Source organism: Streptomyces sp. NBC_01775, assembly GCF_035917675.1.
In the GTDB taxonomy this organism is placed as follows: domain Bacteria; phylum Actinomycetota; class Actinomycetes; order Streptomycetales; family Streptomycetaceae; genus Streptomyces.
Genome location: NZ_CP109104.1, coordinates 7,968,660 through 7,993,827 on the forward strand (window position 1 = coordinate 7,968,660; position 25,168 = coordinate 7,993,827).

19 protein-coding genes and 1 pseudogene are annotated in these 25,168 nt (G+C 70.9%); 9 read left to right on the top strand and 11 right to left on the bottom strand.

Features of this window, described 5'->3' with window-relative positions:
• Positions 1-6 precede the first annotated feature (6 nt).
• Positions 7-1,467 carry an MFS transporter gene (locus OHB04_RS35210; protein WP_326809041.1) on the top strand — a complete coding sequence of 487 codons (1,461 nt, stop codon included), beginning with the start codon at positions 7-9 and terminating at the stop codon, positions 1,465-1,467.
• 42 nt (positions 1,468-1,509) lie between these two features.
• On the opposite strand, the gene OHB04_RS35215 is transcribed toward OHB04_RS35210, so the two are convergent.
• The 6 genes from OHB04_RS35215 to OHB04_RS35240 form a co-directional block, all read right to left on the bottom strand.
• The gene (locus OHB04_RS35215; protein ID WP_326691689.1) at positions 1,510-1,863 is read right to left on the bottom strand and encodes a hypothetical protein; all 354 of its coding nucleotides are present in this window, start codon (positions 1,861-1,863) and stop codon (positions 1,510-1,512) included.
• A 14-nt stretch (positions 1,864-1,877) separates the two neighbouring features.
• The gene (locus OHB04_RS35220; RefSeq protein WP_326809042.1) at positions 1,878-2,606 is read right to left on the bottom strand and encodes a maleylpyruvate isomerase family mycothiol-dependent enzyme; all 729 of its coding nucleotides are present in this window, start codon (positions 2,604-2,606) and stop codon (positions 1,878-1,880) included.
• On the bottom strand, positions 2,603-3,127 hold the full coding sequence (locus tag OHB04_RS35225; protein ID WP_326809043.1) for a GNAT family N-acetyltransferase: 525 nt from the start codon (positions 3,125-3,127) through the stop codon (positions 2,603-2,605). The genes OHB04_RS35220 and OHB04_RS35225 overlap by 4 nt, the downstream gene beginning before the upstream one ends.
• A gap of 68 nt (positions 3,128-3,195) precedes the next feature.
• Positions 3,196-3,963 carry a sulfite exporter TauE/SafE family protein gene (locus OHB04_RS35230; protein WP_326691692.1) on the bottom strand — a complete coding sequence of 256 codons (768 nt, stop codon included), beginning with the start codon at positions 3,961-3,963 and terminating at the stop codon, positions 3,196-3,198.
• A 217-nt stretch (positions 3,964-4,180) separates the two neighbouring features.
• Positions 4,181-4,840, bottom strand: a complete 660-nt coding sequence (locus OHB04_RS35235) for a LysE family translocator (protein WP_326691693.1) — start codon at positions 4,838-4,840, stop codon at positions 4,181-4,183.
• 189 nt (positions 4,841-5,029) lie between these two features.
• Positions 5,030-5,326, bottom strand: a complete 297-nt coding sequence (locus OHB04_RS35240) for a hypothetical protein (RefSeq protein ID WP_326809044.1) — start codon at positions 5,324-5,326, stop codon at positions 5,030-5,032.
• Between the two features lie 575 nt (positions 5,327-5,901).
• Here OHB04_RS35240 and OHB04_RS35245 point away from each other — a divergent pair.
• Together OHB04_RS35245 and dnaE are read left to right on the top strand one after the other, a co-directional pair.
• Positions 5,902-6,498, top strand: coding sequence for a TetR/AcrR family transcriptional regulator (locus OHB04_RS35245; protein WP_326691695.1), 597 nt, complete (start codon positions 5,902-5,904; stop codon positions 6,496-6,498).
• A gap of 13 nt (positions 6,499-6,511) precedes the next feature.
• Positions 6,512-10,042, top strand: coding sequence for a DNA polymerase III subunit alpha (gene dnaE / locus OHB04_RS35250; RefSeq protein WP_326809045.1), 3,531 nt, complete (start codon positions 6,512-6,514; stop codon positions 10,040-10,042).
• Positions 10,043-10,559: 517 nt separating this feature from the next.
• Here dnaE and OHB04_RS35255 read toward each other — a convergent pair.
• The 4 genes from OHB04_RS35255 to OHB04_RS35270 form a co-directional block, all read right to left on the bottom strand.
• Positions 10,560-11,276, bottom strand: a complete 717-nt coding sequence (locus OHB04_RS35255; RefSeq protein ID WP_326809046.1) for a DUF4232 domain-containing protein — start codon at positions 11,274-11,276, stop codon at positions 10,560-10,562.
• Positions 11,277-11,418: 142 nt separating this feature from the next.
• On the bottom strand, positions 11,419-12,606 hold the full coding sequence (locus tag OHB04_RS35260) for an FAD-dependent monooxygenase (protein ID WP_326691698.1): 1,188 nt from the start codon (positions 12,604-12,606) through the stop codon (positions 11,419-11,421).
• Between the two features lie 30 nt (positions 12,607-12,636).
• On the bottom strand, positions 12,637-13,215 hold the full coding sequence (locus OHB04_RS35265) for a TetR/AcrR family transcriptional regulator (RefSeq protein ID WP_326809047.1): 579 nt from the start codon (positions 13,213-13,215) through the stop codon (positions 12,637-12,639).
• A gap of 227 nt (positions 13,216-13,442) precedes the next feature.
• Positions 13,443-15,563 carry a prolyl oligopeptidase family serine peptidase gene (locus OHB04_RS35270; protein WP_326691700.1) on the bottom strand — a complete coding sequence of 707 codons (2,121 nt, stop codon included), beginning with the start codon at positions 15,561-15,563 and terminating at the stop codon, positions 13,443-13,445.
• 162 nt (positions 15,564-15,725) lie between these two features.
• On the opposite strand from OHB04_RS35270, the pseudogene OHB04_RS35275 reads away from it, so the two are divergent.
• The 5 genes and pseudogenes from OHB04_RS35275 to OHB04_RS35295 all read left to right on the top strand — a co-directional run.
• Positions 15,726-16,226 (top strand): annotated as a pseudogene (locus OHB04_RS35275) (hypothetical protein); the annotation flags it as partial.
• An 87-nt stretch (positions 16,227-16,313) separates the two neighbouring features.
• Positions 16,314-17,654, top strand: coding sequence for a hypothetical protein (locus OHB04_RS35280; RefSeq protein ID WP_442815121.1), 1,341 nt, complete (start codon positions 16,314-16,316; stop codon positions 17,652-17,654).
• Positions 17,651-19,126, top strand: coding sequence for a VWA domain-containing protein (locus OHB04_RS35285; protein ID WP_326691701.1), 1,476 nt, complete (start codon positions 17,651-17,653; stop codon positions 19,124-19,126). Before OHB04_RS35280 ends, OHB04_RS35285 begins: the two co-directional genes overlap by 4 nt.
• Positions 19,127-19,209: 83 nt before the next feature.
• Entirely contained in the window at positions 19,210-20,322 is a 1,113-nt protein-coding gene (locus OHB04_RS35290; protein ID WP_326691702.1) for an ATP-binding protein, read from the top strand.
• Positions 20,323-20,339: 17 nt separating this feature from the next.
• Entirely contained in the window at positions 20,340-23,174 is a 2,835-nt protein-coding gene (locus OHB04_RS35295) for a DUF5682 family protein (RefSeq protein ID WP_326809581.1), read from the top strand.
• Positions 23,175-23,176: 2 nt separating this feature from the next.
• Here OHB04_RS35295 and OHB04_RS35300 read toward each other — a convergent pair whose 3' ends face one another.
• Positions 23,177-24,100 carry a LysR family transcriptional regulator gene (locus tag OHB04_RS35300; RefSeq protein WP_326809048.1) on the bottom strand — a complete coding sequence of 308 codons (924 nt, stop codon included), beginning with the start codon at positions 24,098-24,100 and terminating at the stop codon, positions 23,177-23,179.
• A gap of 208 nt (positions 24,101-24,308) precedes the next feature.
• Here OHB04_RS35300 and OHB04_RS35305 point away from each other — a divergent pair, with 208 nt between their 5' ends.
• Positions 24,309-25,121, top strand: coding sequence for an enoyl-CoA hydratase/isomerase family protein (locus tag OHB04_RS35305; protein ID WP_326691704.1), 813 nt, complete (start codon positions 24,309-24,311; stop codon positions 25,119-25,121).
• The last annotated feature ends 47 nt before the right edge of the window (positions 25,122-25,168 follow it).

Genomic DNA, 25,168 nt, shown 5'->3' on the forward strand with positions numbered 1-25,168 from the left:
CCCGTCATGGACGGCCCCCAGCCCACATCCCGTGCAGGTGGCGTGGTCGCCACGCTGGCCTTTGCCGGCACCACGGCGGCGATCATGCAGACGCTGGTCACCCCGCTCATCGCGGAGCTGCCGAAGATGCTGCACACCACCTCGTCGAACGCCGCCTGGGTGATCACCGTCACCCTGCTCGTGGCCGCCGTCTGCGTGCCGGTCACCGGGCGGCTCGGCGACCTGTTCGGCAAGCGCCGGATGCTGCTCGCCTGCTCGGTGCCGCTGATCGTCGGCTCCGTGGTGTGCGCGCTCTCCTCCTCCGTCGTCCCGATGATCGTCGGGCGCGGTATGCAGGGCATGGGGATGGGAATGCTGCCGCTCGGCATAGCCCTCCTGCGCGACGTGCTCCCACAGGAGAAGCTCAGCTCCTCCATCGCCCTGGTCAGCGCCTCCATGGGCATCGGCGGCGGCCTGGGCCTGCCGATCGCCGCCGCCGTCGCCCAGTACGCGAACTGGCGCGCGCTGTTCTGGGGCTCCGCCGCGCTGGCCGTGGTGATCGCGGCGCTGATCTGGTTCCTGATCCCGGACGTGCCCGCCGGTGCGAAGGGCCAGCGCTTCGACGTGCCCGGCGCGCTCGGCCTCGGCGCCGGTCTGGTCGCCCTGCTGCTCGCGGTCTCCAAGGGCGCCGACTGGGGCTGGGGTTCGGCGACCACGCTGAGCCTGTTCGCCGCCGCCGTCGTGCTGCTGGTGGGCTGGGGGCTGTGGGAGCTGCGCGCGAACGAGCCGCTGATCGACCTGCGCACCACGGCCCGCCCCCGGGTGCTGCTCACCAACGCCGCCTCGGTCTTCGTCGGCTTCGGGATGTACGCCGGCATGCTGGTCATGCCGCAGCTTCTTCAGTTTCCCGAAGCCACCGGCTACGGCCTGGGCCAGTCGATCCTGGCTTCCGGACTGTGGATGGCGCCCGGCGGCATCATGATGATGCTCGTCTCCCCGCTCGGCGGGAAGCTCACCGACGCGCGTGGCCCGAAGTTCACGCTGATCTGCGGCGTACTGATCATCGCCGCCGGCTATGGCCTGGCCATGGCGCTGATGGGCACGGCGTGGGGGATCATGCTGACCATCATCGTGATCAACAGTGGCGTGGGCCTCGCCTACGGCGCCATGCCCGCCCTCATCATGAGCTCGGTCCCGCTGTCCGAGACCGCCGCCGCCAACGGTTTCAACACCCTCATGCGCTCGCTCGGCACCTCGATCGGCGCCGCCGTGATCGGCGTCGTCCTCGCCCAGATGACCACCACCGTGGGCGGCCACAGCTTCACCTCCGAGGGCGGCTTCCGCGCCGGGCTGCTGATCGGCTGCGGCGTAGCCCTGGTCGCCGTCGCCATCACGGCCGCCATCCCGGCAGTGCGCCGCGCCGAGCCCGACGCCGAGGAGGCCGAGGAGAGCGACGCGGTCCCCTCGGCGGCGGGGGCCAAGGTCTGAGCGGGCGATTCTTTTCCGGCTCTGTTGTGCGAGTTCCGCAGTTCAGAACCGATCTCCGTCGGTGGCCCGGGAGAAGGCCAGCCCTCGCGGGGAGAGTCGTTCTGTTTCGTACCGTCCCTCGGCCGTTGCCTCTACGTCGAACCCGTACGCGACGACGGGAGGGTAGCCGATGAGTTCGAGTGCCCGGCTGGGCAGTGCCTGCCGGGATGCCTCTTCCGACTCCCACAGCAGGACGGCTCCCCACCGGTGGGTGTGGGGATCGGAGAGCCACATCTTGAAGCGGAGCCCGGGAACCTCGGAGAACGAAGCCACGGATTCCGCACGCAGGTACTCCCGCATGGACTCGATGGTCTGGCCGGAGGCGGACAGATCCCACCAGACGATGACAGCGCGCATAGAGACTCTTCCCTTCAGCGGCCACGGGCGTTGCGCGAGGCTGCGTCGAGCTGCTGCGGGGGGTGGGGTGGCCAGGGCCCGAGAGCGGGCATGCCCTCCGCCGCCACCGGCGGGACCGTGGGTGTGCGTCCGGCCAGCCAGGCGGCCAGGTCGCGTACCTGCCCGGTGACCACCGTGGCCGGATCGTCGCCGGTGGACCACCGGCGGTGTACGTCCTGGGCACGCACCAGGGTGCCTACCGGAAGGCGGCAGAGAAGGAAGTCGACGGCATGGCAGGCCAGTTCCTCGGGCCAGTCGTCCGGCCGCACGCCGAGTTCCAGGTCGGTCATGTGGATCCACACCTCGCGCCAGCGAGCCCGGACCGTCGCGGCAAGGTCCGCGTTGCGGAACGTGACCGGACGGCTCCAGTGCGCGGCGCCGACGCGTGCCCACGCCGCTTGAAGCCGGGCAGTGTGCCGCGCGAGTTCGGCCCGGTGCTCGTCGGCGCTGCGGCCGGCCGTGGCCTCGATGATCGCGTTGCGCTCGTCCATGCCACCGTCGTAGGCCGCCACGAGCTCTCCGCGCAGGGCATGCTCCGCGATACGGGTGAACATCCTGGCGTTGTCGGTGAGATGTGCGAGTACGTGGCCGCGCGACCAGCCCGGAAGGGCGGATGCCTCGGCGACCTGCTGGTCGTTCACTCCGGCGACGAGCCTTTCCAGCGTGCCGTGGGCTTCGCTCACGGCTGCGACAGGCGGTTTCATCGGGCTTCCCCTCCAGAGGCGGAGAGCTGGTTCACGAGGGGCGGGGCCTGGGCGGCGAGTCCCATGAGGGGTTCACCGCTCAGACGGCACACCGTCCACTCGTCCAGGAGCTCAACCCCGAGCGACTTGTAGAACGCGATCGTCGGCTCATTCCAGGCCAGGACCCACCATTCGAAGCGCTCGTAATCGTTTTGCCGGCAGATCGCGGCAAGCGCGGCGAGCAGGGCCTTGCCGCGTCCCGCGCCGCGGGCGTGCGGACGTATGTAGAGGTCCTCCAAGTGCATTCCGCGGGTACCGGTCCAGGTGGAAAAACGCGGGAACCACAGGGCGTAACCCACGGCCTCACCAGCGTTCTCGTCCTGGGCGATCAGCACGAATGCCGCGGGATGTTCCCCGAACAGCGCCTCCCGGAGCTGTTCGTCAGTGGCTCGGGCCTGCTCAACGGCCCGTTCATATGCGGCGAGTTCGCGGATCATCGCGCGGATCTCGGGGATGTCGTTCACGGTGGCGGCACGGATCATGTCGGCTGGTGCTCCTAGCATGTGATCAGGTTCGAGGGGCGGGTCGGCCGGGACATGGAACGGCGAACTCACGTCACGAGCAGAACGGCGGAGACCGATACTCCGATGGTCACCACCGACCACCGAAGCACTTCCTCGTGCATCCACCGGGCCAGCCTGGCACCGAGGTATCCGCCGGCCAGAGCCATCGGCGCCGCGACAGCGACCACTGTCCAGTGCACCGGACCGAACGCCGCGAAGATGAGCAGCGTGACGGTTGAGTTCACCAGCGACAGGGCCGCCTTGAGCGCATTGAGGCGGCGCAGATCTTCGGCCGTGACCATGGCCAGCGTCGCGAGCATGATCACCCCTAACGCGCCGGCGAAGTAGCCGCCATAGATGCCGGCTGCGGCCATCGCGAGGGAGAGCGTGACCATGTTCTGGCGCGGACGGCCCGATGCCCGCGGATCCGCATTCCTCGTGAGCTTCTTCACCTGCTTTTGCCCGGCAAGGAGCAAGCTGGCGAACAGCACCAGTGCCGGAACCACCTGGTCAAAGCTGGCGCTGGAAGTCGCGAGCAGCAGTGCCGAGCCCGCCGCCGAGCTGATGCCGGTGACGACGGACAGCAGTACGAGCCTTCTTCGGGGCTGCGTCTTCAGTTCCTCGGCGAAACCGTAGACCTGGCCCGCGAACCCGGGCCAATTTGCCACCGAGTTGGTCACATTGGCCGCCTGCGGGGGCAGGCCAACACCGAGCAGTGCGGGAAACAGGAGCAGCGAGCCGCCGCCGGCAATGGAATTCACGGTCCCGGACAGAAGTCCGGCGACGGCAACGATGCTGAGCGCGGCTATGTCCATGCGTGGCCCCGGCCGGGCAGGCCGGCACCCGCGTTGTTCATGTGCACCCGGTGCGCGGCCCCGGGGGCGTCCCGGCACAGTGCCTCGATATCCATGCCGCCCTACCTTGTCCGACGCGTTCACGTCCGTAAAGTGAATCTTTCCGAGTGCTATCGGTCGGAAATACTGACGGATCGATCTGCCGACGGCCGTTCGCCCTGCCGCGCAGAGGACGGGTTCAGCGGGTGGTCGTGGCCAGCCGCAGCCCCAAGGCGACCAGCACGCCTCCGCTGATCGCGTCGACGCGGCGCCGGATCCGTGGTCGGCGGAACCAGGCCCCGGTGCGGCCCACAACAGCGGCCAAGGTGAGGTAGAACGCCGTCTCGATGAGTACCTGGACCGCGGCCAGCAGTGCGGTGGTGGCGAACAGCGGACGACTTGCCGGAATGAACTGCGGATAGAACGCGATCATGAAAATAGCGGCCTTGGGGTTGGCAAGCATCACCACTGTCCCTTCACCGAAGGCCGCCCACCACCCCCGTCGGCTCAGCGGCGACGCGATCAAGGCTTCTTCATCGGTCCGTGCGACACCCCGGCGGGAGCGGCTGCGCCACGCCGTACGCCAGGTCTTGATGCCGAGGTAGACCAGGAACACCGCACCGACAACGCGAAGCACGACGAACGCCACCTCGGAGACTGCCACGAGAGCCGCCAAACCGGCGCCGGCGGCCAGCGCCCACAAGTACAGGCCCGCTTCGAGCCCCAGGACAGTGGGCACGGCCGCCCGCCACCCGCGAAACGCCGCCTGCCGAAAGATCAATATCATCGCCGGTCCCGGTGACGCCGAGATGAGCAGCACAGCAGCCACGAAGGTGGGTAGTAACGCGAGAAAATCCATCGGCCGATGATGCCAGCGCCGGTAGCCCGGGAGGAAGCACGCGGTCGCTGCCTCTGCTTCCGGAGGCTCGCTCCACACCTCGGTCTCTCAGCCGCGCGACAGGAAGACCTCACGTGCCCAAGCGAGCATGGAGTTCACTTCGCTGAGCCGGCCGACCGGGGTTCGGGCGCGGGCTGACTGAACTGGTGGTCACGAGTTGGCGCCTCGTGCGGCAACGGGCCGGCGGTCGATCACCTCACCGTGCTGCGCGACCAATAGCTCATCGGCGAGATTCACCGGCGTACAGACGTGGTTGGGGACGACAGCGATCACCAGCCCCAGGCGTGGTCCCCGCAGCCCGCCCGGAAGGCGGACCACGGCATGGTGCTCCCACAGCCCGCCGATCGTTCCCTGGGGGAACGCGGGGAGGTAGCCGTGGCCTGTTACCCACGACGACCGGTCGGAGCCGAGGGTCTTGCTGGCGACGTCTAGTGCCGTGACCGGCAATGTTTGCCCGGAAGGAGCGTCGTCGTGGGGGCACCGCCCGCGCGAGCGGGGCCGAGCGTGGGGGAGCGTGCGATCGCGAGGCGGCCGGAAGTCCTTGATCGGGGTCTGCCCTGCTCTGGGGGCACCTCCCGGCCGAAGGCCGGGGGAGAAGCTGAGAGCTTGGGGAAGGAGCTACCAGGGCTTTGGGCCAACGCCGCTGGGGGCACCCCCTGCTCGGAGAGCTTGGGGGAGTGCGTGCCGGGCGGCGCGACGGGGCAAAGCTTGCCGGGAGGGGCACTAGTACGAAGCGGTCTGCGGCGGGTGTACTGATCACCGTTGCCGCCGCGACCAGCGCAAGATCGCCCGCGCCGCACGTGCCTATGGCCAGCTGGGTGGCGCCATTGAACACGTAAACGCCGGGACGCGGTTCATTGACGGTCCCGGGTTGCCATTGGCCGGCGGTCGGGGTCGATCCACGTGCCCGCCCGGAGCCGGCGGTCGGCGATCTCGCAGCAACCGGCCCCGAAGCGCACTTGAACGAACGTTCTGAACCCGCGTTCTGAACGCTCGTTCAAGTATGGGCTACGCTGGCCGGCATGGGACATCGCGAACAGCTGATGGCCGGGGCGAAGCGGTGCCTGGAGGAGCGGGGATACGCCCGTACGACCTCGCGGGACATCGCCGCCGCCGCCAACGCGCCGCTCGGCACGATCAATTACCACTACGGCTCGAAAGAGGGGCTGCTCAACGCGGCGCTTCTGGAGACGCTCCAGGAATGGGGCGACAAGCTCCGTGCCGGGGCGGCCGGTTCGGCCGCGTCGGAGGGCTCCGGGGGCGCCGATGCCGGAACGCGACTTGAGGCGATGTGGGCGCGGATCGTCGAGTCCCAGGCCACGGACCGGCCCCTTCTGGTCGCCAGCACGGAGGCGTTCGCGCAGGCCGAACGCTTCCCCGAGATCCGTCAGCAGATCGCCGACGCCCTTGAACAGGCCCGCACCGAACTGGCGGCGGATCTGCACGGCATCGACGGCGCGACGGACATCGACCTGGCCCGCGCGGTCGGGTCGGTGCACAACGCCCTGGTCGCCGGCCTGACGCAGCAGTGGCTGGTCGACCCTGAGCGTGCGCCGTCGGCGCGGGAGGTGGCCGCGGGCTTGCGGGCGATCGCCCAGAGCCTTGAGTCCGGCGCCTGAGCCGGGGGCGGGAGTGCCACAGCCATTCACGCATCTGCATGTGCACACGCAGTACTCACTCCTGGACGGCGCCGCACGGCTGCGGGACATGTTCGCGGCCTGCCAGGAGATGGGCATGTCGCACATCGCCATGACCGACCACGGAAACCTGCACGGGGCGTACGAGTTCTTCCATCAGGCCCAGGCCACGGGCGTGACGCCGGTCATCGGGATCGAGGCGTACGTGGCGCCCCGGTCGCGGCGCGACAAGCGGAAGGTGCGGTGGGGGCAGCCCCACCAGAAGCGCGACGACGTCTCCGGCTCGGGCGGCTATACGCACAAGACGATCTGGGCGGCGGACAAGGCCGGGCTGCACAATCTCTTCCGGCTGTCCTCGGACGCGTACGCGGAAGGGTGGCTCCAGAAGTGGCCGCGCATGGACAAGGAGGTCATCGCCGAGCATGCCGAGGGGCTGATCGCCTCGACCGGGTGCCCCTCGGGTGAGGTGCAGACCCGGCTGCGGCTCGGTCAGTTCGACGAGGCGCTGAAGGCGGCCGGCGAGTACCAGGACATCTTCGGCAAAGGGCGGTATTTCCTGGAGCTGATGGACCACGGCATCGAGATCGAACGCCGGGTCCGCGGCGACCTGCTGGAGATCGGGAGGAAGCTGGGGATCCCGTCCCTGGTGACGAACGATTCGCACTACACCTACGCACACGAGGCGAGCGCGCACGACGCCCTGCTGTGCATCCAGACCGGCAAGAACCTCTCCGACCCGGACCGCTTCCGCTTCAACGGAATGGGCTACTACCTGAAGTCCGCGGCCGAGATGTACGCGGTCGACTCCTCCGACGCCTGGCAGGAAGGCTGCCGCAACACCCTCCTGGTCGCCGAACAGGTCGACACCTCCGGCATGTTCGTCAAGCGCGATCTGATGGCGAAGTTCGACATCCCAGAGGGCTGGAGCGAGGTCACCTGGTTCCAGGAGGAGGTCCGCCGGGGCCTGGCGCGCCGGTACCCGGGCGGCGTCCCGGAAGACCGCCTGAAGCAGGCGGAGTACGAGATGGACGTCATCGTCCAGATGGGGTTCCCCGGCTACTTCCTCGTGGTCGCCGACTTCATCATGTGGGCCAAGGACAACGGCATCGCGGTGGGCCCGGGGCGTGGCTCGGCGGCCGGCTCGATCGTGTCGTACGCCATGGGCATCACCGACCTCGACCCCATCGAGCACGGCCTGATCTTCGAGCGGTTCCTCAACCCCGAGCGCATCTCCATGCCGGATGTCGACATCGACTTCGACGAGCGCAGACGCGCCGAGGTGATCCGGTATGTGACGGAGAAGTACGGCGCCGACAAGGTCGCCATGATCGGCACCTACGGCAAGATCAAGGCCAAGAACGCCATCAAGGACTCCGCACGCGTGCTCGGCTACCCGTACGCGATGGGCGACCGCATCACCAAGGCCATGCCCGCCGACCTCGGCGGAGGCGGCATCGAGCTGGCGGGGATCACGGACCCCGCGCATCCGCGCCACGCCGAGGCGGGCGAGGTCCGGGCGATGTACGAGAACGAGCCGGACGTCAAGAAGGTCATCGACACCGCGAAGGGCGTCGAGGGCCTGGTCCGGCAGATGGGCGTACACGCCGCGGGCGTCATCATGTCCAGCGAACCCATCGTCGACCACGCCCCGGTCTGGGTGCGGCACACGGACGGCGTGACCATCACGCAGTGGGACTACCCCACGTGTGAATCGCTCGGCCTGCTGAAGATGGACTTCCTGGGCCTGCGCAACCTGACCATCATGGACGACGCCGTCAAGATGGTGCGGGCCAACAAGGGTCTGGACATCGACCTCCTGAGCCTGCCGCTCGACGACGCCCCCACGTTCGACCTGCTGGGCCGCGGTGACACGGTCGGCGTCTTCCAGTTCGACAGCAGCGCGATGCGCGCCCTGTTCCGGCTGATGAAACCGGACCAGTTCGAGGACATCACCGCCGTCACCGCCCTGTACCGGCCGGGCCCGATGGCCATGAACTCGCACACGAACTACGCGCTGCGCAAGACCGGCCAGCAGGAGATCACCCCGATCCACCCGGAGCTCGAAGAGCCCCTGAAAGAGGTACTGGGTCTCACCTACGGCCTGGTGGTCTACCAGGAGCAGGTGCAGAAGGCCGCCCAGGTGCTGGCCGGATACTCGCTGGGGCAGGCCGACCTTCTCCGGCGTGCGATGGGCAAGAAGAAGAAAGAGGTGTTGGACAAGGAGTTCGTCCCCTTCCGCGCCGGCTGCGAGGAGCGCGGCTATTCCGACGAGGCGATCCAGGCCGTGTGGGACGTGCTGGTGCCGTTCGCCGGATACGCCTTCAACAAGGCCCACGCGGCGGCCTATGCCCTGGTGTCGTACTGGACCGCGTATCTGAAGGCCAACTACCCGGCCGAATACATGGCGGCGCTCCTCACCTCGGTCAAGGACGACAAGGACAAATCCGCCGTCTACCTCAACGAGTGCCGCCGCATGGGCATCAAGGTGCTTCCGCCCGATGTCAACGAGTCGGTGCACCACTTCGCCGCCCAGGGCGACGAGGTGATCCTCTTCGGCCTGGAGGCCGTCCGCAACGTCGGCACGAACGTGGTCGACTCGATCATCCGGGCCCGCAAGGCGAAGGGAAAATACACCTCCTTCCCCGACTACCTCGACAAGATCGAGGCCACCGCCTGCAACAAGCGCACCACCGAATCGCTCATCAAGGCAGGTGCGTTCGACAGCATGGGCCACACCCGCAAGGGCCTCACCGGCCAGTTCGAGCCGATGGTCGACAACGTCGTCCAGGTCAAGCGGAAGGAGGCCGAGGGCCAGTTCGACCTCTTCGGCGACCTCGGCGGGGACGACGCGGCGGACGCGGGCCCCGGCTTCGGACTGGACGCCGAGTTCTCCACCGACGAGTGGGAGAAGACCTACCTGCTGGCCCAGGAGCGCGAGATGCTCGGCCTCTACGTCTCCGACCACCCGCTCTTCGGTCTGGAACATGTGCTGTCCGGCAAGGCGGACGCGGGCATCGGGCAGCTCACCGGCGGCGACCACTCGGACGGCGCGGTCGTCACACTCGGCGGCATCATCTCCGGCCTCCAGCGCAAGATGACCAAGCAGGGCAGCCCCTGGGCGATCGCCACCGTCGAGGACCTGGCCGGCTCCATCGACTGCATGTTCTTCCCCGCCACCTACCAGCTCGCCTCCACCCAGCTGACCGAGGACGCGATCGTCTTCGTCAAGGGCCGGCTGGACAAGCGCGAGGACGTGCCCCGGCTGGTCGCGATGGAGCTGACCGTCCCCGATCTGAGCGACGCGCACGCCCCGCTCCGCCTCGACATGCTCGAAGCGCACGTCACCCCACGGTCCGTCGAGCAGCTCAAAGAGATCCTCCAGGCTCACCCGGGCCCCAGCGAGGTACAGCTGCGCGTGCGCGGCCCGGCCAGGACAACCGTCTACCGGCTGGGCTACCGCATCAGCGTCCAGCCCGGATTCTGGGCCGACCTCAAGGCGGCGGTGGCCGTGACGCGGGCGACATGAGGCGGGCCACGCGGGGCGGGCGGCCATCAGGCGTCGGAGGCGACGGGGCCGCGCCTGGCTGCCCCGTAAGGCCGCCGCGTCGGACCGGACAGCGTCTGAGGGGCATGCCGGTCGCCGTCCCGGGGGGCCTGAGCGGGACGGTGCCCTACGGAGCGCTACCGCCGCCGCGACGGCAGTAGCGCTGCACGTGGGTGACGCCCCGGAACGGAGCGCGGCCGGCCGGCACCCGAGGTCGTCTCGTACGGGGGACGAGACGTTCTCGGATGCCGCACGGGGATGCCGGCCGCGCTCTGATTCGGCCCCCGCACACACCTGGCTTCCGGCCTCCGCCCGTCAGGCCGGGCTGGTCGCAGGTGTGTGCGGGGGTGTGGCAGGGCTCCGTCGGTCGTCCCCGGGGCTGCGCGGCGGTGGGCGTCTGTGGGGCCGGGTGGTTCGGTCGGTGGCCCGGTGGACGCTGGTCGTCACCGTCGTGTGCCCGCGCGGGGTTCGGAGCCCTGCCGGTATGGCACCGGGGTGGTCAGCCGCCGGTGCCGGGGTTGAGGGTGCCGATCTTCGGCACGGACGCCTTGCCGGTGGCGGTCACCGGGCCGCCCTTCCAGGAGACCCGGAGGGAGGAGCGCTGGTCGGGCGGGGTGATCAGCGCGGTCTTGGGGGTCACGGTGGGTACACCGGTGGCCTTGGGGTTGCTGAAGGACAGGGCCGCCCAGGCGCTGTCTCCCGCGCCGAGCTTGATGGCGCGGGCGCTGCTTCCGTCGCGCTCGGGGTCGACGGAGACCTGCTCGTCGTCGCTGTTGAGGAAGGCGAAGCCGGGGTAGCCGCGTACGGTGCAGGACTCGCCGGACTTGTTGGTCAGCACCAGCGAGAAGTTCTCCTGCCCGGCACCGGGGTGGTTGGGGCCGATGGTCGCCTTCAGGTCCTGGCTGGTGCAGCTGCCCGGCTTGCTGGAGCCGAAGTTCGCGCTGGAGGTGCCGCTCTTGGCGGCCAGCGTGTCGGTCTTCTCCGATCCGCCGCCCTGGGCCTTGCTCTGGGAGCCCGCGGGGGCGGCGTCGCCCCCCGACTTGTGGGTGCCGGAAGCGTCGCTGTCCTTGCCGCCGCAGCCGACCAGCAGAGCCCCGGCTGCCAGCACGGCGGTGGCGGCAGCGGCGACGCGGGCTGCCTTGCGCCGCGGACGGGCGCTCATGCGCGCGGTCCCGGCCTGCTGCTCGATCGACGTGTCGTCGTGGTGCTGAGTCATCCTGCCACTGCTCCCTGCTTGTGCTTCCCCCGTTATTGGGCCGTACACAGAGTTCGATGCAGGGCCCGGCAGGAAAGTTCACGGCGATCCGCAGATCTTTTCCTCCGGCAGGTCCCAGGACGAGTCCGCCATGGGCTGCTGATCAGGGCCGGCCCGTGGTGGTGGGTCCGGGGAGGACACCGGTGGTCTTGCCGACGAGTGCGGCGGCGACGCGGCGGTCGATGACGGGCAGGCGGGCGAGCTTCATCATCACGTGGCGGGCGCGGAGCTGGAGGGGGGAGGAGGGCAGGAACCAGCGTGCGCCGCTGCGGGCGACCTGCTGCTTCTCCGCCGTCACCGGGCGCCACACCTTCTCGTAGGCCTCCAGCCCGTCCTCGACCGAGCTGTGGAGGGCCAGTCCCCGGCCGAGGACGTACGCGCCGGCGATGCCGAGGGAGGCGCCCTGCCCGGCGAGCAGGGAGACCGCGTAACAGGCGTCGCCGAGGAGCGCGATACGGCCTCGGCTCCATCGCGGCACCTGGGTCTGCGCGACGTGGTCGTAGTAGACCTCCTCGTGCGGCGGGCAGTGGGCGAGCGCCTGGGGGACGATCCAGCCCAACGATCCGTACTCGCTGCACAGGGCGGCGCGCGCGTCCTCGGGCAGCGCGGGCTCGTGCGTGCGGTGCACGGCGAAGACCGCCACCCGCCCGTCGCGCAGCCCGTACAGACCGATCTGGCGGCCCACCGTGTCCGTGAGGGAGAAGCGCCCCTGGGTCCGGGCGTGGATGTCGTGGTCGGTGAAGACGAACGCGGCTGTGTGGAAGCCGAGGGGGCGCAGGAAGTCCTCTTCAGGGCCGAAGGCCAGGCGGCGGACGGTGGAGTGGATGCCGTCCGCCCCGACGACGAGGTCGGCGTCGAGCGCCGTGCCGTCGGTCAGGGTGAGGCGCACCCCGTCGGTGCCGTCGTGGAGGGTGGCCGGCCCGGTGCCGAACCGCAACTCGACGCGCCCGCTGAGCTGTTCGCGCAGGGCCCGCTCCAGGTCGGGCCGCATGATGCTGAAAATGCGGCCGTCGACCACCTTCGCGAACTGCCCGTAGCCCAGGGTGGCGCGCTGCCGCCCGGCCTCGTCCAGGAAGGCGGCCTCCTGGATCCGGTAGCTCAGCTCCCGCATGCGGGGAAGCAGGCCCATGGCCTCGGCGGCGTCGTAGCCGGGACCGAAGAAGTCGATCATGTAGCCCTGGGTGCGGGGCTCCGGTGCCTTCTCCAGTACGACGACGTCCCAGTCCAGCGCGTCCAGGCGGTGCGCGAGCGCGAGCCCGGCGATGCCGGCGCCGCAGATCACGGCCTTCATCTTGTTCCCCTTCCGTTGGCGGTACGGGAGTTACCGGGGGTCCGGCGCGAGGAGGAGGCGCCGCAGGACGCGGGTGATGTCCTCGGCCGTGAGGCCGGGGCTCAGGGCGCGGTGCAGCATGATCCCGTCGAGCGCGGCGGCCAGCACCGCGGCGGTGGCCTCGGGCTCCGGGACGTCGTGCTCGTCGAGCCACAGGGCCAGCGGGCGGCGGAATTCGACGATCAACTCGTCGATGGCGTGGCGCAGTTCCGCGTCCCGGGTGGCGGCCAGGTACGCCTCGCTGAACAGCCGTGAGGTCGGATCCTGCGGGTCGTGCCCGCCCAGCCCGCCGACGATCAGCTCCAGGCCCTCCTCGGGTGACCGGACCTGGTCGAGCAGGGCGGTCAGTTCATCGGCGAGGCCGCGCATCACTCCGAGTGCGGCCTCCGTCAGCAGGGCCTGGAGCGAGGTGAAGTGATAGTGGACGAGTCCGGGGCCGACCCCGGCGCGCGTGGCCAGCACGCGGGTGCTGACCGCCGGCCAGCCGAGCTCCGCGATCAGCTCGGCTGCCGCGCGCAGCAGCTGCTGCCGTACCTCTTTGCCCCGTTCCGACGATGCGGATGGCGCCATCTCTCCTCCGCTCCTCTTGCGGTACGCGCGCTGAACCACACCGCACACGTTTCCCCTTGGGCAGTTGCATTGGGCGACTGCCCAATTCCGAGCATAGCGCAGTTGCCCTCTTCCTGGTGCTGAGCGGGAGCTGCCCCTGGCTGTGCTGTGCAGAGTGCGGCTGCGCCGGGGCTGGTCGCGCAGTTCCCCGCGCCCCTTCGGGGCTTGGCGGCCCTGGGGCTGTGAGGTCAGCCGTCGGACCCCGGAACGCGGCCCTCCTCGCTCAGCGTGCGCCAGAGGAAGGTGTGGCTCAGGGCTTCGATGAACGCGGCCTGTTTGTGATCGGCCGCGCCCGCGTGGCCGCCGCCGGTGTTCTCGAAGTAGCGCACCGGAAGGCCCAGTTCGCGCATGCGGGCGGCCATCTTCCGGGCGTGGCCCGGGTGGACGCGGTCGTCGCGGGTGGAGGTCGTCAGCAGCAGCGGCGGGCAGGCGCGGTGGGGGTCGAGGCGGTGGTACGGCGACCAGCGGAGCAGGTGGGCCCGCTCGTCGGGGTTGTCGGGGTCGCCGTACTCCGCGGTCCAGGAGGCGCCCGCGAGGAGCCGGTGGAAGCGCACCATGTCCAGCAGCGGTACTTCGGCGACGACCGCGCCGAACAGCTCGGGGTGGCGGGTGAGCATGACACCCATCAGCAGGCCGCCGTTGCTGGCGCCCGTGATGCCGAGCCGCTGCGGCGTCGTGATGCCCCGCGAGGCCAGGTCCCCGGCGACGGCCGCGAAGTCGTCGAAGGACCGCTCCCGGTGGGCGCCGAGCGCCGCCCGGTGCCAAGCGGGCCCGTACTCGGCGCCGCCGCGGATGTTCGCCACCGCGTAGGCGCCGCCGCGCTCCAGCCATGCTCTGCCGGTCACCGCGGAGTGGAAGGGGGTGAGCGACACCTCGAAGCCGCCGTAGCCGTAGAGGAGCGTGGGGACAGGCCCCTCCCGCTGCTCCGGCCCGACCACGAAGTACGGCACGCGGGTGCCGTCCGCCGACACCGCGAAGTGCTGCCGTACGCACAGTCCCTCGGCGGAGAAGCGCTCCGGATCCTGCTTCAGCGTCTCCAGACCCGGGGCACCGGCCACGGCCCGGTGCAGCGTGGAGGGCTGGAGGAAACCGCTGACGTCGAACAGGATCTCCTCCGCGTTCTCGTCCTCCTCGTCCGGGGAGGTGGCCCGCACGGCGGCCGTGGAAAGCGGTGGCACCTCTTCCAGCGGGCCGCGCGACCAGCCGCCCTCTCCGCCGGCCTTCGGCGTGAGCAGCTGGAGGCGGGAGGAGACATCGGTGAGGGTCTCCAGGACGAGGTGGCGACGGGTGACGGCGTAACCGTCGAGGACGGTGTGCGCGTCGGGCGTGAACAGCACCTCGTGCGCCCGCTCGCCCCGGAGGAAGGAGTCGAAGCCGAAGGCCAGCAGCGCTCCGGCGGGCCGGTCCAGCCAGGAGGAGCGCAAGGTGACCAGCAGCCACTCCCGGTGGACTTCGGCCAGGGCGTCGTCGGGCACCTCGATCCGCACCGGCGCGGTGTCCCCGACGCCGTGCTGAGCGGCCTCCTGAGCGGAGGTCCAAGCGGTGTCCGAAGGCGCGTCGGACCTGAGCAGGAAGTGTTCGCTGTGCCAGAAGTCCAGTTGGCGGACGGCCAGCTCGCGCTCGAACCCGGGTGTGGGATCGTGCCAGGCGCCGACGGACACGTCCTCGTGCGCGCCTTCGAAGACGAGGGGCGCCTCGGCGAGCGGGGTGCCGCGCCGCCAGCGGCGCACGGTGCGGGGGTAGCCGGAGGCGGTGAGCGTCCCGGGGCCGGTGTCGGTGCCGACGAAGAGGTGGTCCTCGTCGATCCAGCCGACGGAGCTCTTGGCCTCCGGCAGCCGGAAGCCGTCCTCCACGAACGTGCGCCCTTCCATGTCGAATTCCCGCACGACGGTGGCATCAGCCCCGTCCCGGGACAGTTCGACCAGCGCCCGCTTCAGGCCGGGCCGCAGCACCGACGCGCCCGCCCACACCCAGGGCACGTCCTCGGCGGCGGCCAGCGCGTCCACATCGAGGACCGTCTCCCAGCGCGGGCTCGCTCCGCGGTACTCGTCGAGGGTGGTGCGCCGCCACACTCCCCTGACGTGATCGGCGTCGCGCCAGAAGTTGTAGAGATGCGGGCCGCGGCGCACGACGTACGGGATACGCGAGGAGTCGCCCAGGACCTCCCGCGCCGCCCTCTCCAGCCCCTCGAACCCGGGATCGGCGGTCAGCTCCGCGAGGGTCTCCGCGTTCCGCTCACCCACCCAGGCGAGCGCGGCATCGCCCTCGGTCTCTTCCAGCCACAGATACGGATCCTCGTCCTCGGTCACACCTCATTGTGCCTTGTCGGGCCCCGGGTCCCGCAGGCTCTCCGGAGCCATCCGGGCCCGTGAGCGGGGCCCGGGATCGGCGTTGTCAGTGACCGGCAGTAGGTTCTGTCGTGTCCCGCCGCTCTGGTGCGGACTGCCCCTTGGCGCAAAGGAGATGACGCCTTGTCAGATTGGGAAAGGTCGAGCACGGCACGGGTGACAGCGCCCGCACGGCCGCGAAAGCTCGCCAAAGTCCCGTTCGTCGAGCTGGCCGACGGACGCTTGCAGGGAGTGGTGTCCAGCGGCTCGGACATCGGGCGCGTCTATGTCTCGTCGGTCGCGGCCGGTACCTACGCTTTCGCGTGCAGCACCAACAACAACCGTCCCTGCGGCGGCTCGTGGGGTTCGTTCTGCAAGCACATCGAGGCCCTGATCAAAGAGGCGGTGCTCCAGTACGGCGCCGAGCGCGTGTCCCGCTACCTGAAGGCCGAGCCCGCGGCGGAGGAGCCGAGCGAGCTGACCATCATCTCGGACATGCTCGACGCCCAGCCGCGGCGGGACGACACCCAGGCCGCCGCGACCGTCTTCAGCCGGTTCCTGCGCCACCTGGCCTACCTGGAACTGGCCCCGACCACCGCGCCGTTGCCGGAGATGCAGTGGTTCCCGCCCACCAGGGCGGCGGCGGTCAGGGCGCTCCCGGTCGAGCCCGGTGCGAGCGCGGGGGAGGGGGCCGGCCTGCTGGGTGAGCCCACCGACGGGCTCGACGAAGCCCTGACGGCCGTCGACGCCTTCGACGGGGCCCTCGTCTCCGGCCTGCTCCGCCCCGCGCCCGCCCAGGCCGCCGGGCTGACGGAGCTCGCCCACGCCGTCGCGGGAACGCCGCTGGCCGCCAGGACCGCGGAGGCGGCCGAAAAGGCGGCGGAGGGAGTCGCGAGCGAGGACCACTTCCTCGCGCTCGCCGCCGCCCGCACCGCGCTGCTCGGCTCCGTCCACGACGCGCTGCTGACCCGCGTGGCGGAGACGACGGGCCGGCCGCGCGGCGAGGAGACGGTTCCGCCGCCCGCCGGGCAGGACATGCCGAACCTGCTCGCCGCCGCCCGCTCCTGGCTCTCGGATGTGGCGCGGGCCGGGTGGCAGGGCATCGACCACGAGGTGGTCTCCGGGGCGGCACAGGTCGTCTCCACGATGCTGCCCGACCCGTCCCTGCGTCGGCTGGCCACGCTCCTCGACGGCTTCGCGGCAGAGCTCGCCGCGTCCTGCCCGGGTGCGTCCCTGGAGCGCGTCCCGGCCCGCCGCTGGGCGGACCTGTGGTCACGCGCGATGCTGCTGACGGTGCCCGGTGCTGCCGACGTCCCCGCGACAGGCACGGCCACCGGCCGCCTGCTGCCCCTCGGCGTCGACGTGCAGGAACACGCGACCGCCGTGCAGGCCCAGGTCCACGCCGTGTTCGAACCGGCGGACGGCACCGCGTCCCGCCTGGTGCGCGCCGGTGTGTCGGTGCCCAAGCCCGACACGGTCGTCGGAGCCGGTCTCTGGCAGCTGCTGCGCCCGCACATGTCCCTTCTGGCGGCGGTCGGCGAAGGCCGCTCGATGGACCTGGACGGCATGCCCGTCACCGCCGAGGGCGACTTGATCTGGAGCGACGAGCACGCACGCCCCGGCGAGCCCGCCGACCCCCTGGCCACCGCCCGCGTCGCGCTGCCCGCCGCCACCGACGCGACGACCGCGCCCCTGGACCGGCACCCGGCGCGCATCGCCGTACCCGTGTTCCTGGAGGGCTACGCGGCGCGGAAGGACGACGGCGCGCTGACGTTCACCGTCGCCGGGTACCCGCTCGCCGTCGACACCGACCGCATCCCGACCGCCGGCCCGCTCACCCCCGAGGCCGTCGCGGCCTCCGGCACGTGCGTCGGGCTGCTGCGCTGGGACGCCGGCGCCTTCCGTCTCCAGCCGCTGGCCGTCGAGACGACCGTGCGGAAGAAGTCCGCCGTGCTCCACGCCGGAGGATGGGCCGGTGGCACGACCGACAAGGCCGGGGTCAAGGCCGAGAAGGCCGCCACCGACGCCGTGGCCGCGCTGCGGGAGCGCGCCGGGAGGCTGCTGCGCAAATGACGGACCACACCACGGGGCAGGCGCCCCCGCAGAACGCCGGCGCCGACCCCCACGACAACCGCCGCCAGGTCCTGTACTGGCGCCTCCTCGCCCGCCTCTTCGACAACGAGGAGCAGGCCACGCTGGAATCGGCGAGCCTCGCCGTCGTCGAGGACATCGGTCTGCCGCCCGCGCTGCTGGATCCGCAGGCGTCCGTCGACTCGATCGTGCAGCGCCATCCGGAGCTGGCCGCCGAGTTCGACGGTCTTATGGCGCCCGAGCCCGATCCCAGTTCTGACCCCGACGACGACGCACGCGACCGGGCGGCCGAAGTGCGGCGCGCGGCGCTGGTGTCGAAGGTGCTGCTCAACGTCTTCTCCGCCGGCTCCGGCTCGGTCACCGCCGGACAGCTGGCGCGCTGGCAGTCCGACGCGGGCTGGCTGGAGCGCGCGCTCGGCTGCCGGCCGGGCGAGATGCGCGGTGGCCGCGCCGGGGGAGGCGCCGGGGCTGGCGGAGGGGCTGACGGAGGGGCTGGGGGACAGGGCGTCAGCCCGACCGGCACCGGCGGCCGGCGCACGACGCCCGATCTCAGCCGGCTGATCCCGGAGATCGGCCCGGAACTGGGCGCCATCGAGGCAGACCTCGTCAAGCGCATGCGCCTGCGCGAGGTGCTGGCCGACCCCAAGCTCGCCGCACAGCTGTCCCCCAGCATGTCGCTGATCGACCAGTTGCTGCGGGACAAGGACAACCTCTCGGGCGTGGCCCTGGCCAACGCGAAGGACCTGATCCGCCGCTTCGTCGACGAGGTCGCCCAAGTGCTGCGCACGCAGGTGGAAAAGGCCAGCGCGGGCGCCTTGGACCGCTCGGTCCCGCCCAAGCGGGTGTTCCGCAACCTCGACCTCGACCGCACGATCTGGAAGAACCTCACCAACTGGAGCCCGGAGGAGGAGCGGCTGTATGTCGACCGCCTCTACTACCGGCACACGGCCCGCAAGACGACGCCCCAGCGGCTGATCGTCGTCGTGGACCAGTCGGGTTCGATGGTCGACTCGATGGTGAACTGCACCATCCTGGCGTCGATCTTCGCAGGGTTGCCGAAGGTGGACGTCCACCTCGTCGCCTATGACACCCAGGCACTCGACCTCACGCCGTGGGTGCACGACCCCTTCGAGACCCTGCTGCGCACCAACCTCGGGGGCGGCACCGACGGCACGGCCGCCATGGCACTGGTCCAGCCGAAGATCGCCGAGCCCCGCAACACCGTCGTGGTGTGGATCTCCGACTTCTACGAGTGGCAGTACGAGCCGCTGTTCGAGGCCATGGCCGCCATTCACCGCTCGGGAGCCAAGTTCATCCCGGTCGGCTCGGTGACCAGCGCGGGCCGCGGCAGCGTCAACCCGTGGTTCCGGGAGCGCTTCAAGGACCAGGGGACGCCGGTGCTCTCCGGCCACATACGCAAGCTCGTCCACGAGCTCAAGAACTTCCTCGCTTAAGACGCGCCCGCACGACAAGAGACGCGCCCGCAAGACGCGCCTGTAAGACTCCCTCGCTCACGCTTGCCCAGAAAGGCACCGTTATGTCCGACATGTTGCGCGCCCCCGCCGAGACCAAGTACGCCGAAGAGCTGGACTGGCTGGAGTCGATCGACGACAACCCCAAGCCGTTCTCCTGGCGTCTGTCCCCGAAGATGGTCAGCCTCTTCATCCTGGGCTCCCAGCGCTCCGACGGCCTGGACCGGGAGATCTCGCAGAAGTGGTACGGCGACCGCAGCTTCGTCGAGCGCTCCATCGTCACGCTGGCCTCCGACCGCGGCCTGCTGCTCATCGGCGACCCCGGCACCGGCAAGAGCTGGCTGGCCGAGCTGCTGTCCGCCGCGATCTGCCGCAACTCCACGCAGGTCGTGCAGGGCACCGCCGGCACCACCGAGGACCACATCAAGTACTCGTGGAACGTCTCCATGGTCATCGCCAAGGGCCAGTCGCGGGAGTCGATGATCCCCTCGCCGATCATGACCGCGATGGAGGGCGGCTCGATCGGCCGCATAGAAGAACTCACCCGCTCCACCAGCGATGTCCAGGACGCGCTGATCTCCATCCTGTCCGAGAAGTACATCTCGATCCCGGAGCTGGACAGCGACAACATCGTCTTCGCCAAGCCCGGCTTCTCGGTCATCGCCACCGCCAACAGCCGTGACCGGGGCGTCAACGACCTGTCCTCGGCCCTGAAGCGACGCTTCAACTTCGTGCGCATCCCGGTGGTGACGAACAAGAAGAGCGAGGCGGAGATCGTCCGCTTCCGCACCGAGGAACTGCTGCGCCGCCACCAGATCGAGCTGGACGTGCCGCCGACGCTGCTCGACGTGCTGCTCCAGAGCTTCGCCGACCTGCGCGCCTCGGCGGCAGCGGCGAGCAGCGAGGACGAGAAGCTGGAGTCCGCGCTGTCCACCGCCGAACAGATCGGCGTGCTGGAGGACGCGATCCTGCACAGCAACTTCTTCGGTGAGCGCGCCCTGACCGCCCAGGCGCTGGCCTCCTCGCTCGTCGGATCGCTGGCCCGGCGGGAGCCGGAGGACCTGGCGATCCTCAACAAATACCTGCACGGTGTCGTCGAGCCGCGCAGCAAGGAAGAGGGCGGGTCCTGGCCCGAGTTCCTGGAGGGTGGTCGCGGCGCGATCGCCACCCTGTCATGAGCGGCCCCCACGACGTCATGAGCGGCCCGCACGAAGGCACATTCGAAGAGCTGCGCGCGCAGTTGCAGGAGACCGCGGCCACGTTCGCCGACGGGCCCGACGCCCTGGAGGGCATCCTCCTGGGCATCGTCGAGGACGTCGACCGCGCGGTGCGCGAGCCGTTGGAGATCTTCCCCGTCTGCCACCACTCGCCCGCCTCGGCGCTCGCGATGGCACGCCGCCTGCGGGAGAAGCAGCCGAAGGTGGTGTATCTGGAGCTGTGCGAGGACCTGGAGCCGCTGCTGACCGAGCTGCGCAACTGCAAGCTCCCGGTGGCCCTCCAGGCGTTCGCCTCCGAGATCGAGGGCTTTCCGCCCGAGTGGTCCCCGCTGTCGGTGGTCGCACCGATCACCGAAGCCTCGGCGGAGTACCAGGCGATCGCCTACGCACTGGACACCCCTGGCGTCGAGCTCGTCCTCGTCGACCGCTCCTCGGACCACGTCTTCCAGTGGGACGCGCGTGGGAGTCACACCGACGACGCGGCCGAGCCCGGCGGCCCGGCGGAGGGGGCGGACGCGTCCGGCCAGGACACGTCACCCGCCGAGGAAGAGGCCGCGCTGCACGGCGACGCGGTCGGTGTGGAGATCGGCGACCTGCGCCCACGCTTCGCCGAGCTGGAGGAGCACCTGCTGCGCCACGGCAGGGTGCGGCACTGGTCGGAGTGGTGGCACCAGTACGTCGAACTGCCGCTCGGTGACAGCGACCACGACACCTACCGCCAGGTCATGCTCCTGATCGGCAGCCTCTTCCGGCGCCTGGCCCCCGGCGACCCCCATCGGGTGCGGGTGGACGAGGACCGCGAGCGCTACATGTGGACCAGGATGCGCGCGCACCTGTCCGAGTCCGGCACCGATCCGGCGGCCTGCCTCTATGTCTGCGGCGCCTTCCACGCGGCCAGCCACGTCGCGGAGTTCGGCGTCCAGGGCACCGACACCTTCGACATCAGCCCGCGCAGCGCCACGACCTGGCAGCACGGCCTGATCCCGTCCAGCCACGCGGCGATCGAGGCGCAGTTCGGCCTCGCCGCCGGCTCGGTGTCGATCGCCGCGACGGTCTGGGCGAAGAACGTCCGGCGCACCCGCGTGGAGCCGTACCGCCTGGTGGGACAGGCGGGCACCAAGAAGTCGAAGGCCAAGAAGAAGGCCGCCCCGGCACCCGTCGCGGCCCTCCCGCCCTCGGACAAGCTGACCGGCTTCCTTCGGCAACCGCCCGTCCTGGACAAGCTCGACGAGGCCGAACTGCTGGGCTGGTCGGTGGAGATCGTGCGCGCCGCGCGCCGCGACGGCTACCTCGCCTCCACCGCCGACGCCATCGCGGTGTTCGAGACGTCGATCCTGCTGGCCGGGATGCGCGACCGGGCCAGGCCCACGCCGTACGACTTCCAGGACGCGGCCGTCACCTGCATCGAGAAGGACAGGGTGCCGGGGCGGCGCGACGTGCGCCGTCTCGTGGACATCATGATGGGCGGCGACCGCGTCGGCCAGGTCGGCTACGACGCGCTGCCGCCCCTGGCCCGCGACGTCCACGACCGGCTCGCGCCGCTGGACCTGAAGCTCCAGCAACGCGGGGTGCGGCGTGCGCTGCTGGACATAGCCGGGCGGCCGGAGCTGGGGCGCTGCTCCGACGTGCTGTGGATGCTGCGGTATCTGATGCCACCGGGCGCCGCGCGGCCGATCATGGGCGAGCGGAAGCTGGGGGAGCGGTCGATCCAGGAGTCCTGGGACCTGGCGCTGGGCACCCATCAGCGTGCGCTCATCGAGCTCGGCTACGAGGGCGTCAGCATCGAGCAGGTCCTGGAGCAGCGCCTGCGCCGCACGGCGTACGGCCCGCAGGCCACCGTGGCGACCGTCCTGGAGGCCGTCGAGGACGCGACGCTGTACCTGCCCGGCCGCCGCCTCCCCGACGAGCTGGGCACCCGCGCCCTGGAGGTGCTGGCGGCCGAACGCAGCGTCGACGGCGCACCGGAGGTCCTGCGCCGGGTGCGGCGGCTGCTGGCGTACTACCGCACCAGCGAGCCGGTGTTGCCGCCGTGGATCGAGTCCTTCGTCAAGGCCGGATACGCGCACTACTGCACCCTGCTGCCGACCGCGTTCACCGACGACGACGCCACCGACCGCCAGGTGGCGGCGATGCTGGGCTTCCTGTTCAGCATGGAGAGCCTGGCGCTGTCGCTGGGATGTGACCGTACCCAGCTGGAGCTGGCGGTCGCGCAGTCGCACCCGCAGGACCCGTCGAAGACGGCGCTGCTGTGGGCGGCACAGGTACAGCTCGGGAACCTCTCCCGCGCGGACCTGCGGGCGCGGTGCGACGAGCTGCTGGGCAACCCCATGGTGGTGCCCTCCTACCCGCGCTACCTCAGCGGCTTCGTCCACGCCCTGGAGCCCGTCCCCAACCTCACCGACTTCGTCGTGGAGGCGGTGTCGACCGCGTTCGGACGGCTCCCGGACCCGGTGCTCCTGCCCTGGCTGCCGACCCTGATCACCACTTTGCGCGCGAACGGGGCCGAGCTGGCTCCGCTGCTGATCCGCGAGGCCGGACGGATCTTCCCCGGCCGGCTCGCGGCGCTGGACGAGTGGGTGCCGCCGTGGCTGGCGCAGCCGGATCCGGCACTAGTCCCTCCGGCACGGCCCGCGACCGGCGGCCGGGGCTGCGCACTGCTGATCGCCCACCCCGCGTCCTGCGACGCGGTGGCGAACCTGCTGGGCTACGAGGGGACGTGGGAGACGGCGGACCCAGGGCCGGCGGGCGCGGCGCTGACCGCCCGCTATCCCGATACGGCTGAGGCCCTGGAGTCGCTGATGGCCGGCGAGTGACGTCACACCGGGCCGGGCACCGTCTCCACGAGGCGGTGCCCGGCCGCCGTGAGACCCTCCGACACCGCCTCGACGAACGCGACGACGGCCTCGTTGTGGCGGGTCGGCACCCACACCACCGAGGTCTGCCATGCCAGCGCTGCCCCCTCCAGCGGGCGCCAGACCAGGCCGTCGGGAAGCGGCGTCGCCGGAGGTTCGTTCAGGTGGACGCCCCGTCCCGCGAGGACCAGGCCGTGCACGAAGTGGGGGTTGCGCGCGTGCCTGATGGACCCGGGCAGCAGGCCCTCGTCCCGGCAGATGAGCAGCATGTGGTCGTAGAGGCGGGGCGCCATCGCCCGAGGGAAGATCACCAGTGAAGCGCCGTCCAGATCGCGCAGGCGGACAGCGCCGCCGCCCTGGGCCGCGGGATGGTCGGCGCGCAGGACGACGCCGAGTTCACGGCGCGCCACAGGGCCGGATTCCAGGCCGACCGTGTCCGCTGGGTGACGGACCACCCCCGCGTCCAACTCGCCCTCGCGCAGCCGGAGCAACTGCTCGTCGGTCGTCAGCTCGTGCAGGTCGATCAGCACATCGGGCACGCGGCGCGCGAAGCCCGCGATCAGTATCGGCAGCACAGGCGGCCCCGTGTCCGGCGGGACGCCGACCCGCAGCACGCCCGCCTCGCCCGGCCTGACCCGCCGCATGGCCTCGCGCGCGCTGTCCACCCCGGCCAGCACCGGCCGCACGTGCTCAAGGAGCAGCGCGCCCGCCTCGGTGAGCTGGACCCGGGGCCGGGTGCGGTCGAACAGCCGGATGCCCAGCTCGCTCTCCAGGTCCCGGATCCGCTGCGACAGCGGCGGCTGGGCCATGTGCAGCCGTTGCGCCGCCCTGCCGAAGTGCAGCTCCTCGGCCAGGACGGCGAAGTAGCGCAGGTGACGGAGCTCCATGCGCGCACCATATCGCTCTGATATCGCGGGCAGTCCCGATTGGTGTTAGCCGGATCACATGCCCGGCTGTTTGCGTGGCTGCTGACGGGAAGCCCGCCGGCGCTCACTCTCCCGTAACCCCCTTTCCCCCGCGGCAGCCCCTGCCGCCGCACGCCCCTGCGCGCACCCCTGCGCCCGCCCCTCGGCACGTACAGAAAGGCATGTCTCCATGACCGACACCCGCACCGTTCTCGTGACCCGCCACCCCGTTCCCGCAGCCGACGGTGACGGCGACGGCGACGACGTCTACGTGGCCGAGGTGACCCTCAACCGGCCCGACAAGCTGAACGCCTGGACCTCCGGCATGCGCGACATGCTGGTCGCGGCGCTCGACGAGGCGGGGGCCGACGAGCAGTGCCGCGCCGTCGTGCTCACCGGCGCCGGGCGCGCGTTCTGCGCCGGACAGGACCTGGCGGAGACGGCCGCCATCGACGCGGACGACCACGCCGCAGCCGAGGCGTGGATCGACGACTTCGGCCGGCTGTTCCGCGCCGTGCGCGGCCTCGACAAGCCGGTCATCGCCGCCGTCAACGGCGTCGCCGCCGGGTCCGGTTTCCAGTTCGCCCTCCTCGCCGACCTCCGCATCGGCCACGAAGGCGTCAGGATGGGCCAGCCCGAGGTGCTCTCCGGCATCCCCAGCATCACCGGTATCTGGGCCATGCGCGGCATCCTCGGCCGGGCGAAGACCGCCGAGTTCGCTCTCACGGGCCGCCTCGTGGACGCCGCCGAGGCGCAGCGGCTCGGGCTGCTGTCCCGCCTGGTGGAGCGGGACCAGGTCAAGAGCGAGGCGCTGGCCGAGGCGGCGCGCCTCGCGGAACTCCCGCCCGGCGCCGTCGCGCTGACCAAGGGCCGCCTGCGGGAGCTGGACGACGCGGGGCTCGACGAGGCGATCGACGCGGCCAAGAAGGTGCACACCGCCGCCTACGCCACGGGGGAGCCGCAGCGCGAGATGGCCCGCTTCCTGGCCGGCCGCCGCCGCTGAGCCGGCCCGGCACCCGACCCCCGTCGTACGCCCGGCCCCCCGTCGTC